We start from the raw sequence: 10,900 nt of genomic DNA, 5'->3' as shown, positions 1-10,900 counted from the left end.
CTCATCCCAAACCTCTCCGTTCTCTGACATATATATCTTTATTTTATCGAATTGGTGCTTATCTGCTTTTGAGGTGGGTTTTTAGAGGTGCCCTAAAGATATTCGTATCACTGATGAACAGACGCACCGTTGCTCTCTATCATTCGGAGATGGTAAAAATCCATGACGCTCATATTCATCAAATCGGCCGCTTTGGACTCTCCGATATACTCTTCCGCCAATGCATGAAAAATCAGCTGAGTGAAGTGGTGGGACTCTTCTTGCTTGGTAGGATAAGGCTCATTTTTACGCCAACCGCGCTGAGAAAAATCGATCACAACATATTTGTAATAACTCTCTTTGATAATCCCTAAATCATATGCCCGACGTAATGCCGCAGACATCGAAATACCGTACTCCTGTTTCAACAACAACAGCTCTCGATATTCCAACTTGGTTCGAAACGTCCCCAGCTCATCTTGAACTGCTACTTTAGGCACTAATAATGCTCCCGCAAATCGATGACACGCCTTTTCTTCGTTTAATCCCTCATTGAGTCGTCCGTGCATTAACAAATGTCCTAATTCATGCGCCATTGTAAATCGTTGTCGATCTCCCGACCATTTTGAGGATATCACGACTACAGGATGTTTTCCGACATGTGCCATTAGACCATCAAATTTACCATCACCATCATCTTCAACCTGAAACACACGGATTCCATGACTCTCCAGAACGTCGATCAGTTCAGGGATAGGATTCATCCCAAGTTTCCATTCATTACGCACCGCTTCAGCGATTGTTTCGATATCCTCATATGACCCAATCACAGAGGGCAATCCCTCAACCAAAGCAAAAGGGTGTACGGGGGATTTTGGAAACAATGCTTCGAGCTCTAAACGGCGTTCGATTTGATCCAAAATTTTCCCCTCGATGATATCCAACTGTTTTTGAGATATTGAGCTTTTTTTACGATACTCCGGTTTTGAAAGGGTTACACTTTGTTGACGGAAAAAATACCCGCTCTTCACTCCCAAAGCTTGAGATAATTTTAAAAGCATCTGCGAATCGGGGTGAATCTGGTTTTTTTCATATTTTGCTATGGCTGTCTGAGAGACACCCACTTGATCTGCCAATCCACGTAATGACAAGCCGGCGGTTTTACGCGCCCGCGCTATACGCTCTCCAAACATTTTATCACTCCTCCCATGGTTTACAACCATGATGACTATCTTGTAAATTGTAAATCGAAACAACTTCATATCGGCTGAATAGGTTTACATTTTATGTATTTTATTGTATATTTGTAAACCTATTTCACAAATGGAGTTTTTTAATGCTTACTATCAATACAACTGATATATTAAAAGCCATGGTTGCGCCGCTGGTTGAAAACTACTGGTGGGTACTTTTACTGATGATTGTTGGAGGGATCGTTTGGTACATACTCCGTTTTGATCTGACGGATACCTATCGACAGCGAAAACGTCATACCGCCGAAGCGATCAAATGGATCGCTATCCCTGCGATGTTTTTAGTAGGGTATCTCTTCTTGATGGAGTATTACTGGATACTTTCGTTTCTAATCGCCGGAGCAGTAGTTTATATTCTTGATCAAATCGGTTTCATCGATCTAAATTTTTCACGCTGATGACAACAACACATCTTATGAAAGGAGACACCATGGCAAATAAAAAGCAGACATCCTCTAATGTAGCTTCTACAGCATCAAAAGTGCTGAAAAGCCCTTCTGCAAGCAAAGCCTGCAAAACAGTCGCTGCTAGCGCCCTTAGTCAAACAAAAAAAGGGAAGTAATCGCATACTGAGAGGAAATTCTTCTCAGTATACAAGGTCAGTTAACTATATGAGTTAAATCATTTAGCATGTAGCGAGGATTACCTTGACCAACTTGTGTGATGCGAAGGTTGAGTGAAACTGGTTTATGCAAATACTCTCGGTTTAATACATCAGGATCTTTAATTTCCGCACCGATTTTTCCAGTAATGATCCCCTCACTCGTTTTAAATTCAAATGTTCTTCTTGAGGGTAAAATTCCTTGTAACTCTCCCTGAAAAACACCCTCTGTTTCCGTTATATTGTCTTTATCAAGCTTAGACATTGCTCTTTCTATCTGTTCTAAATCTGAAAATCGAAAAGTTTTTTCTTTAAAAGAAAGTGCGCACCAAGCTTTATTTGTTTTCATCACTTCTAAAAACTCTACCGCTTTAACAACAGCTCTCGGATGAATTTCTTCCACAAGCTCAGTCAATAAATCGTCATTTCCGGTAATCGAAGAGTTAAAGAGTTCCTGCATTTTTTCAAGAGCAACTTCAGCCTCAGATGATCCGGGGAAAAGAGAATCTTCATCTGCTTTCGGAATTTCAAATTCGAATCCAAATGATCCAATAGCCGTACCAGTAATCAGCATTTGATTACGCTCTCTATTAGGGATTGGTCCCATATATTTGAGATTATCCGATAATGACGCCGCAATAGCCGAGACAGCTTCAGAAAATGCCCCGGTAGCTTTTGCCGCAAATTCCGCTACGATACCATGGCTTCCCATCACAGGTTGACCACGAAAAGTTATTACAGCACGATGACGAATGCTCTCTTTTTCAATACTTTCGAATATTTTTTTTGCAGATTTAAGGCGCGATTCAAGCCCCATCCGCTCAATGATTCTATTGGAAGGTATATCAGCTAACAACGATTCTAATTGTTTGATTTCAGAAGAAACCATGTCGTACTCTCTATAATTCATACAACACCCCCTTCATTCGATATAGCGTGCAAAAACGCCAAAGCCTCTGCATCTTCAATTGGAGAAAGATCAATCTCTAAAAAACCTTTCCACTGTTCTTGACGAGTATGTGACCACATGCTGTACCAGTATGATATTTGTCTGACATACCAATTGTCGGTAGGATAACCAAGTTCCACTGGATATGCGTCCACCTTGAAAACATCTTTCGTATATTCAGGATTAAATAAACTCATATGATCTCTTGCAAATATTTCCTGCGTCATACCATCAGGCATCATAAAAAATGTCACAACATCAATATCATTGGGATTACGATTTTGTGTAGTTTCGACATTCTCCATAAAACTACCGTCAAGCCATTGAAATCCATCGATCATTCCAAGATTATGTAAAGCCTGACGATATCTCAAAAGACCACTTAATATATTTCTTCGTTCAGGGGTTTCAGAAAATTTATTGACAATATCCATCAACCCAACACGATAGGGAGACCTTTCTGGGCTATGTCCAGGCTGATCAGGTCGTATAGGAGGTATCAAACCTGAAATGTTCCAATCAGGTATCATTCTCTATCTCCCTCCATCTAATATTCTACTCTTAAGCAAGTAGCATACCCAAACTTCAACAATATATCTCATTATATTGCTTTTATCTTCCCCGAAATCAGCTTCGGCAAAAGCATATCTCGTTGAGTTTTGAGATTTCGATTTTTCGTGTGCAAATTATCCAACATTTTTGAAATGACTCTCACGTTATTTTCAAAAATCTTTACAATATCTGCATTTGGGACAAGTATCTTAATTTTTTGAACATCGTCTTTAGTAACAGAATTGAAAATCGATCCATTACCTATAATATCATCTTTATAAAATATGGTTTTCAATTGTAAAAATAAGAAATTTTGGTTTTCATCTGTATCCTTGCGGTTATAGTATCTCTTTGGAAATTATAGCAAACGGGCACTGTCGGGAGAGACAAGAAAAATCGGGGGAAGTATGTCGATATTTTTGTATTTTTTCGACATAGCTATAAACCTATGTCGGTTTTTTCGATTTTTACCCTATTGTATTAACCCTGATATGTATCATGACACATATACCATGATTACAAGCTCCAATAGATATAATCACCATAATAAATATCAATCAAAGGACTTACTGCCAATATGAAAATACTCTTTTTGGATGAGTCCGGTGATCATAACCTCACAAAAATTGACGATCAATATCCCGTATTTGTTTTAGGCGGGGTGATCGTAGATCGTGATAATCTCGAAAATCTCAATGAACGTATAGATCAGTTCAAAAAAGAGATGTTCGGTACAACGGATATTATTCTTCACACTGCCGACATCACACGCAATAAAAATGGCTTTGAACGACTAAAGGAAAAAGCATTTCGTGAGAATTTCTACGAGAAATTGAATCATCTTATCGCTACCCTTGATTTTAAAGTCGTTGCGTGCGTGATCAAGAAAAACGAACATGTTGCCAAATACGATTTTGCCGCTATTGATCCTTATATGCTTGGGCTAAATGTTCTTGTCGAACGGTTTTATATGGAGATTAAATCGGATGAGAAAAAAGGGCTTGTTATCGCTGAAAAGCGGGATCGTACTCTTGATCATGAACTTGAGCTATCATGGTTACAGCTTAAAATCAAAGGAACCCGTTTTCTCAAGGGTGCTGAAATCGAAGATCGCATTTCGGGTGGGCTAATTCTAAAAGATAAAAAAGAGAATCTAAACGGTCTACAACTGGCAGATTTAGTGGTTTCTCCCATCGGTCGACACATCATAGGTAAAAAGACAAACAAAGATTTTGAGATCATTGAAGAAAAATTTCGTAAAGATAAAAATGGAAAAGTTGGAGGACATGGATTAGTTGTATTACCGAAGGATAATTGACCCCCGCTACGCAGTGGTCAATTCTGAAAAGTAGTATACACGAAAATCTATAAATGATTCATAAAAATCTCTCTGTAGATTCTTTCAACTAAAAAAGTACTATGCCCATACTTGCGATTTTGGCATTTTAGAAATCATCGCTTTGGCTTGAATAAGCATCTTTTTTTGTGCTACAATGCTTGGAGCTTGGTTTTCGAGAGCAGACGTTTTTACGACACGGTTCACAATCTCTTGCGCTTTTTTCTCGATTTGCGCTTGATAAAGTGCTTTTGCCGATTGTTTCGGTTTGATAGCGATTTCGCACCCCAAAACTTTTGTCTCATAATCGCTACTTAGAGGCAAATTTTTAGGGATGAGTGGAGTCACTGTTTTATACTTTTTGTCATCATCGACACTGTTTTTTCTGCGATAGACATAGCCATGGAATCATCCTCTTCTTTGACTTTATCCTTATCTAAAGAGTTGTCTTTTTTAATCAACTGATTAATCACTTTTTTGAAAATTTCACGAGCTTCTATCATGCTTCGTGAATAATCACTCATCAACATTCCCGCTTTTAACACTCCTGAAACTTTTTCGATATACCCCGTCTCAACTAAAAGATTTTCACGTAATTTGAGAATGTTATTGATAAAACGTAAGACAATAACTAGTAAAACAATTTTTAAAATGGATGGACTGGCAAAGGCTAAATAATTCGCCATTAACCCATTTATTTTTAATGTATCAATAGATGGCGAGAAAAAAATACTATACAGCAAGCTGATTACCAATAAAGTTGCTATAACACTTGATCCGATTAAAAGTGATATGTATAAAATCATACTCACTTTTAAACTCTTCATCGAATCTGTAATCTGAAAAATTGCCTCAGTAATGGTTGCTTTTTCTTCTTCAATTTCGTCGTCTCTAAGAGATTTTATTCTTTCTATTTCATCATCACTTGCATATAACTCTTTTAATTCATCATCAGTTAACTTTCCTGATTCTTTTAAACGAATAATAATATTTTCAATTTGATCACTTTTCGATTGATAGACTAATACTTGTTCTTTTAAATCATATACATTTTTTGTAAGTTTTTCATTTTCTTCTTGCAAAATGATAAATTCTTGAAATATTTCATCATTTTCTTCTCTACCACCTCGTTTAATCAAAGAATCCATGATTTTTGACTTAGCATTTTTGATTACATCATCATCAACACCTACGACGATTTCGTAGAGAGCATTTTGTCCATGCGATTTTTTTTGAATCTCACGTGTTTCAATGAGCATTGCTTCTTCACCAACTTCAAGTTGTGCTTTTTTAAGAGCATCAGCAGGTGTCTCCCCTCTAAATGTCAATATTCTCATTTCTTCACTTTTTATAATATCTGATTTAGTTATGATAACATAGATGTCAATAAATAAACAAAAGTGTCTATTATTTCTAAAAATAATTTTATTAGGTAGGGAAATAATTTGAAGTTTTGGTGGAGGCGTCCGGGATTGAACCGGAGTCCTAAACCAAGAGAGTAAAGGCGTCTACATGCTTAGTATCGTTGTTTGTGTTTCAAACGCTCTCGCACAATCGAGCAAAGCTACTGCGTCCAATCCTCTAAATTCGTTCCCGTCCGAGGCATTCCGGGAGTATAGCTATCACAGGGGTTATACGCCAAGCCCTTCCGGTTATAGCATAGGAAGGTAGCGCAGTCCTAAATTAAATTAAACTTACGCTACAGCGTAAGCAGGACGGTAATTAGTGTTGTTTGCGTTTAAGCAAGTGTGAGCCGTGTAACGGAGCTGCTCAGTCCGGCGATGCAACCTAAACCTTCTTGATCCAGTCGAAGCCATGTCGCCCCCACGTGATAACCGAAGTCAGGGTGCAATTATAGCACTATTAACTGTTAATCAACGATTTAATATTGCGGGTAATCTCACAACATTTGGAAATTTTCTGAGTATGATTCAGTGTATCGTCCAAAAGGACGTTGACAATGGCAGAACCGACGATCACACCGTCTGCCCCCTGCACCTTTTCTTGTGCCGTTTTTTCATTGACCCCGAATCCGACGTAGACCGGAGTAGTACTGTGGCGCTTGATCATCTCCAAAACCGGAGCCAAATCTTCGCTTTTGCCGCTTCCGGTAATCCCGGCATAGGCGACAAGATAGATAAATTTACGTGCCTCCGCCGTGATCAGCGCGATCCGCTCTTCGCCGTCCGTCGGAGCGACAAAACTGATATTGGCGAGATTTCGGCTCTCAAACAAAGAGTGATACCCTTTTGCCTCTTCGTAGGGGACATCGGGGATAATGAGACCGTTTACCCCGATTTTTTGTGCACGGTCGAGAAGTTTTTCAATCCCATATTGGTAAAACGGATTGAAGTACCCCATCCATAACGTATCGATTGAGGGGGCAATCGCTTCGGAGATTGTAAGGATATCGGCAAACCGGAAACCGTTTTCGAGCGAACGTCCGTTCGCGGCTTCAATCACCGGGCCATCCGCTACCGGATCGGAAAAGGGGACCCCCAGTTCAAGGGTATCAACGCCGTTTTGCCCCAGGGCCAAAGCCAGATCAACAGTAAAATTTTTGTCGGGATATCCTGCTGTAATGTACGCTACAAGTTGCTTCACGCTATCTCCATATCGGGTAAAATTAAAAGGGAAAAATTGATTTTGGCGAGGTCGTTGTCCATCTTGAAATCTTCCTGCCACTGCATGAACATATCGGCAACGCTGATCAGCCATGTTACCGTCTCGGCATTTGCCGGACGCTCACGCTCCCGCAGCTGTTCAAGCGCATCTTCGACAAACGCCGCAAGCCGCACCATCGACTCCAGCTGAAGATAACCGGTCGCCGATTTAATGTTATGGAAAATACGGAACAGCTCTTCGACACTCCGGCGATACCGCTGTGGATGGCCCAAATCGATAATCAGCCCTTCCATAATCTCTACCATCATTGCGTAGTGGTCTAGAAACTCGTCAATAATTTCAAAGTCAAAATTGGCTTCTAACCCGCTCCGTACGCCCATAACAAATTCTCCTGATATCTCAAAATTATACCGCTTTTAATCTGACAAAATGCTCAGGATAGAGACGTACCTAAAAATTTAGGGTAATATACGAACTATAATCCAGAGTCCCCCGACGGGAGAAAAAGAAGAATGAAAAAACTGACCATCAGTACGATCAAAAAACGAAAAAACTCAGAGCCGCTGGTGATGATCACCGCCTATGATGCGCTGTTTTCCCGTTTATTGTCGGAAAGTGCCGATTTGTTATTGGTGGGAGACAGCCTTACCATGAGTTTCGGCGGCAATGGCGACACTCTCGGTGTCACGATGGATCAAATGATCTATCATACCAACGCCGTCTGCAAAGGCGCTCCCGACACGTTCGTCATCACCGACATGCCGTTTGGCACCTATATCGACACCAAAACGGCCCTCCTGAATGCGATCCGCGTCTATCAGGAGAGTCCGGCCGATGCGGTCAAAATCGAGGGGGGGGCTGATAAAGCCCCCATCGTTGAGCATCTGGTGCAAAACGGCCTTGCGGTGTGCGGCCATATCGGATTACTCCCCCAAAGCGTCCGTGCCGAGGGGGGCTACAAGATCAAAGGAAAAAATGAGGAGGAGGCCCTCTCTCTCATCGCGGATGCGCAGGCGATTGAAAAAGCCGGTGCCTTTATCCTCGTCATCGAAGGGGTAATCGCCGAGGTTGCGACCCGCGTCGCCCGAAGCGTCTCCATCCCCGTCATCGGGATCGGTGCCGGTAACGGCGTGGACGGTCAGGTATTGGTCTTCTCCGATATGTTGGGGTTCTATGAACCGTTTGTCCCCAAATTCGTCAAGCAGTATATGAACGGTGCAGCAGCGGTTAAAAATGCGGTTTTTGATTACAAAACTGACGTACAAAGCAGAGGATTTCCGAGTGACGCATACACTTATTAATCTCACGATCCTTGCTTTCCTGCTCCTTTTAACCGGATGTTCAAGTATGAATGCCACGACCTATGCAACCTTGCAGGAGATGGAAAAACAAAAATGCAATCGCATTCTAAGCCCCGATGAACGGCAGCAGTGCATCGCCAGTCACAGCCAGACATACGATCAATTTCAAGCACAAAAGATTTATCACTAATGGAACGTATCATCGAAATCGAAAAATTCACCGCCGAAGAGGTGACTGAGACCTCCCTTCGTCCCAGCGCATGGGATGAGTATATCGGGCAAGAGCAAATCAAAAAAAATCTGGGTGTTTTTATCGAAGCAAGCAGCAAGCGCCGCGAAGCGCTCGACCACGTCCTCTTTTACGGTCCCCCCGGTCTGGGAAAAACGACCCTCGCCCTGATCATCGCCAACGAGATGGGGAGCAATATCAAAGTCACCGCCGCCCCGATGATCGAAAAAAGCGGCGATCTGGCCGCCATCCTCACCAATCTCGAAGAGGGGGATATCCTCTTTATCGATGAAATTCACCGCCTCTCTCCCGCAGTCGAAGAGATTCTCTACCCCTCTATGGAAGATTTTCGTCTCGACATCATTATCGGGAGCGGTCCGGCGGCACAGACGGTGAAAATCGATCTCCCCCGCTTTACCCTAATCGGAGCGACCACCCGTGCCGGAATGCTCTCCAATCCCCTGCGCGACCGGTTCGGGATGAATTTTCGGATGCAGTTTTACACCCCCGAAGAGCTCTGCACCATTGTGACCAAAGCCGCTCTCAAATTGGGAAAAGAGATCGATCCCAAAGCGGCGCATGAAATCGCCAAACGATCCCGAGGCACCCCCCGTATCGCCCTACGGCTGCTTAAGCGGGTACGCGATTTTGCCGATGTCGCCAACGAAGCGACCATTTTGCATGAGCGTTCCCGATACGCCCTCGACCAACTGGGGATCAACGCCCACGGATTCGATGAGATGGACATCCGTCTCCTGAAACTCCTGATGGATGCAAAAGGGAGGGCCATGGGTCTATCCACCATCGCCGCAGCACTCAGCGAAGACGAGGGGACGATCGAAGATGTACTCGAACCCTATCTTCTGGCCAACGGCTATCTGGAACGGACGGCGAGAGGTCGTCTTGCAACCCCTAAAACCTATGAACTGCTCAAATTCGGCGTACCTCAGCACGGCTTATTTGAATCCTATCCCCAAGGATAACACCCATGAAACGCGAATATTTTACGATCGGTTTGCTGCTGGCCGTTTCCTTTGGCATGTACCGGTTGTATGAGCCTTTTTGGATGAGTATTATTGTAGCGTCCCTGCTCGCCGTCTCTACCCATAACATTCATACGGGGTTTTACCGTCTCACCCGCAGCCAGTTTTGGGCATCGGTCCTCTCCACTCTGGCCTTATCGGCCCTTTTCTTTGCTCCGGTCGGCTATTTTTTATTTCATCTCACCGTGATGCTCCAAAATCTTGACCCCTCTTTCTTGCAAAAATTTGAACTCTACCTTCGCGGATGGATCGGACATCTCCCCCCGGCCCTCTCCACGATCGAAGTGAGGATGGAGCACTCGCTAAGCCAGTTCGATCCGAGTGCGATTGCCCAACACTCCCTCGATTACGCCAGCCGACTCGGCGGATTTGCCATGTCTTTTCTCTCCAGTACCGTTTTTATTCTGGTTTTCTATTTTATCGCCCTCTATTACGGTAAAAATATTTTCGACTTCTTCAAAAATTCGGCCCATTTTCCGCAGCAGGAGAGTACCCTGATCCTCTTCGAGATGCGCTCTTCGATGAGCGTCGTCTTTTATTCGATCCTCGCTACGGCCGTTTTTGAAGGGGCCCTTTTTGGTATAGCGATCGAATACATGGGGTATAACGGCCTTTTATTCGGCATCATGTACGGATTTGCTTCCCTCATCCCCGTTGTCGGAGGAGTCATTATGTGGCTCCCCTTCTCCCTCTTTGAACTCTCCCAAGGCAATAGCCATGACGCCCTCTTTATCGCGCTGTATACTACCATCGTCATTTCACTGATTGCCGACACCTTTATCAAACCGGTTATTATCAAAATCATCAATCAAAAACTGATCAAGCCCGAAGAGAAAATCAACGAACTCATCATTTTCTTTGCAATTATTGCCGGGTTGAGTACCTTCGGTTTTTGGGGGATGATTATCGGTCCGGCGATCACCGTCCTTTTCTTGACCCTGATGCGCATTACCGGAAGCGTCACCCATGATCATAACGTCCGTTAATCTTGTTAACAGTCGATTGATCCGCTATTATTCGAATTTCCCTATG

Annotated in this window: 14 protein-coding genes and 1 other RNA gene; 7 read left to right on the top strand and 8 right to left on the bottom strand. The window is 42.8% G+C overall.

Translation table 11 applies throughout. The features are described 5' to 3' along the window. Nucleotides 1-107 precede the first annotated feature (107 nt). Nucleotides 108-1,172, bottom strand: a complete 1,065-nt coding sequence (locus M0P91_RS13320) for an XRE family transcriptional regulator (protein WP_295068380.1) — start codon at nt 1,170-1,172, stop codon at nt 108-110. A gap of 143 nt (nt 1,173-1,315) precedes the next feature. Here M0P91_RS13320 and M0P91_RS13315 point away from each other — a divergent pair, with 143 nt between their 5' ends. Both M0P91_RS13315 and M0P91_RS13310 read left to right on the top strand, forming a co-directional pair. Next, nucleotides 1,316-1,630, top strand: a complete 315-nt coding sequence (locus M0P91_RS13315) for a hypothetical protein (RefSeq protein WP_013450031.1) — start codon at nt 1,316-1,318, stop codon at nt 1,628-1,630. Nucleotides 1,631-1,662: 32 nt separating this feature from the next. Beyond that, nucleotides 1,663-1,794, top strand: a complete 132-nt coding sequence (locus M0P91_RS13310) for a hypothetical protein (RefSeq protein WP_295068375.1) — start codon at nt 1,663-1,665, stop codon at nt 1,792-1,794. 37 nt (nt 1,795-1,831) lie between these two features. Here M0P91_RS13310 and M0P91_RS13305 read toward each other — a convergent pair whose 3' ends face one another. After that, on the bottom strand, nt 1,832-2,743 hold the full coding sequence (locus M0P91_RS13305; RefSeq protein WP_295068372.1) for a hypothetical protein: 912 nt from the start codon (nt 2,741-2,743) through the stop codon (nt 1,832-1,834). Continuing rightward, nucleotides 2,740-3,312 (bottom strand): hypothetical protein, encoded by a 573-nt coding sequence (locus M0P91_RS13300; RefSeq protein ID WP_295068370.1) that lies wholly within the window; start codon nt 3,310-3,312, stop codon nt 2,740-2,742. Before M0P91_RS13300 ends, M0P91_RS13305 begins: the two co-directional genes overlap by 4 nt. A 599-nt stretch (nt 3,313-3,911) precedes the next feature. Between M0P91_RS13300 and M0P91_RS13295 the strand changes: the two genes are divergently transcribed. After that, complete coding sequence (locus M0P91_RS13295; RefSeq protein ID WP_295068368.1) at nt 3,912-4,652, top strand: DUF3800 domain-containing protein; 741 nt, start codon at nt 3,912-3,914, stop codon at nt 4,650-4,652. 99 nt (nt 4,653-4,751) lie between these two features. On the opposite strand, the gene M0P91_RS13290 is transcribed toward M0P91_RS13295, so the two are convergent. From M0P91_RS13290 to M0P91_RS13270, 5 genes are all read right to left on the bottom strand, one after another. Next, nucleotides 4,752-5,018, bottom strand: coding sequence for a hypothetical protein (locus M0P91_RS13290; protein WP_295068366.1), 267 nt, complete (start codon nt 5,016-5,018; stop codon nt 4,752-4,754). Beyond that, nucleotides 5,015-6,007 carry a hypothetical protein gene (locus M0P91_RS13285; protein WP_295068364.1) on the bottom strand — a complete coding sequence of 331 codons (993 nt, stop codon included), beginning with the start codon at nt 6,005-6,007 and terminating at the stop codon, nt 5,015-5,017. Before M0P91_RS13285 ends, M0P91_RS13290 begins: the two co-directional genes overlap by 4 nt. Nucleotides 6,008-6,124: 117 nt before the next feature. Continuing rightward, nucleotides 6,125-6,496, bottom strand: a transfer-messenger RNA (tmRNA) gene (ssrA, locus tag M0P91_RS13280). A gap of 37 nt (nt 6,497-6,533) precedes the next feature. Beyond that, nucleotides 6,534-7,274, bottom strand: coding sequence for a tryptophan synthase subunit alpha (gene trpA, locus M0P91_RS13275; RefSeq protein WP_295068362.1), 741 nt, complete (start codon nt 7,272-7,274; stop codon nt 6,534-6,536). After that, nucleotides 7,271-7,675, bottom strand: coding sequence for an Hpt domain-containing protein (locus M0P91_RS13270; RefSeq protein WP_295068360.1), 405 nt, complete (start codon nt 7,673-7,675; stop codon nt 7,271-7,273). Before M0P91_RS13270 ends, trpA begins: the two co-directional genes overlap by 4 nt. Nucleotides 7,676-7,807: 132 nt before the next feature. Here M0P91_RS13270 and panB point away from each other — a divergent pair, with 132 nt between their 5' ends. Genes panB through M0P91_RS13250 form a run of 4 tightly spaced genes read left to right on the top strand, consistent with a single transcriptional unit; the run spans nt 7,808 to nt 10,854 of the window. After that, nucleotides 7,808-8,596, top strand: a complete 789-nt coding sequence (panB, locus tag M0P91_RS13265) for a 3-methyl-2-oxobutanoate hydroxymethyltransferase (RefSeq protein ID WP_295068358.1) — start codon at nt 7,808-7,810, stop codon at nt 8,594-8,596. Beyond that, nucleotides 8,577-8,786: a hypothetical protein gene (locus tag M0P91_RS13260; RefSeq protein ID WP_295068356.1), complete on the top strand. Its 210-nt coding sequence runs from the start codon at nt 8,577-8,579 to the stop codon at nt 8,784-8,786. The genes panB and M0P91_RS13260 overlap by 20 nt, the downstream gene beginning before the upstream one ends. Next, nucleotides 8,786-9,808 (top strand): Holliday junction branch migration DNA helicase RuvB, encoded by a 1,023-nt coding sequence (gene ruvB, locus M0P91_RS13255; protein WP_295068354.1) that lies wholly within the window; start codon nt 8,786-8,788, stop codon nt 9,806-9,808. The genes M0P91_RS13260 and ruvB overlap by 1 nt, the downstream gene beginning before the upstream one ends. A 5-nt stretch (nt 9,809-9,813) precedes the next feature. Beyond that, on the top strand, nt 9,814-10,854 hold the full coding sequence (locus M0P91_RS13250; protein ID WP_295068352.1) for an AI-2E family transporter: 1,041 nt from the start codon (nt 9,814-9,816) through the stop codon (nt 10,852-10,854). Nucleotides 10,855-10,900: the final 46 nt, after the last annotated feature.

Source organism: Sulfuricurvum sp., assembly GCF_023229695.1.
Taxonomy (GTDB): Bacteria; Campylobacterota; Campylobacteria; order Campylobacterales; family Sulfurimonadaceae; genus Sulfuricurvum.
This window is presented reverse-complemented; position numbering and strand designations above follow the sequence as displayed.

Coding starts and splice junctions, on each gene's coding strand:
- M0P91_RS13320 (WP_295068380.1), bottom strand. CDS start 1,172: ATGTTTGGAGAGCGTATAGCGCGGGCGCGTAAAACCGCCGGCTTGTCA.
- M0P91_RS13315 (WP_013450031.1), top strand. CDS start 1,316: ATGCTTACTATCAATACAACTGATATATTAAAAGCCATGGTTGCGCCG.
- M0P91_RS13310 (WP_295068375.1), top strand. CDS start 1,663: ATGGCAAATAAAAAGCAGACATCCTCTAATGTAGCTTCTACAGCATCA.
- M0P91_RS13305 (WP_295068372.1), bottom strand. CDS start 2,743: ATGAATTATAGAGAGTACGACATGGTTTCTTCTGAAATCAAACAATTA.
- M0P91_RS13300 (WP_295068370.1), bottom strand. CDS start 3,312: ATGATACCTGATTGGAACATTTCAGGTTTGATACCTCCTATACGACCT.
- M0P91_RS13295 (WP_295068368.1), top strand. CDS start 3,912: ATGAAAATACTCTTTTTGGATGAGTCCGGTGATCATAACCTCACAAAA.
- M0P91_RS13285 (WP_295068364.1), bottom strand. CDS start 6,007: ATGAGAATATTGACATTTAGAGGGGAGACACCTGCTGATGCTCTTAAA.
- M0P91_RS13270 (WP_295068360.1), bottom strand. CDS start 7,675: ATGGGCGTACGGAGCGGGTTAGAAGCCAATTTTGACTTTGAAATTATT.
- panB (WP_295068358.1), top strand. CDS start 7,808: ATGAAAAAACTGACCATCAGTACGATCAAAAAACGAAAAAACTCAGAG.
- ruvB (WP_295068354.1), top strand. CDS start 8,786: ATGGAACGTATCATCGAAATCGAAAAATTCACCGCCGAAGAGGTGACT.
- M0P91_RS13250 (WP_295068352.1), top strand. CDS start 9,814: ATGAAACGCGAATATTTTACGATCGGTTTGCTGCTGGCCGTTTCCTTT.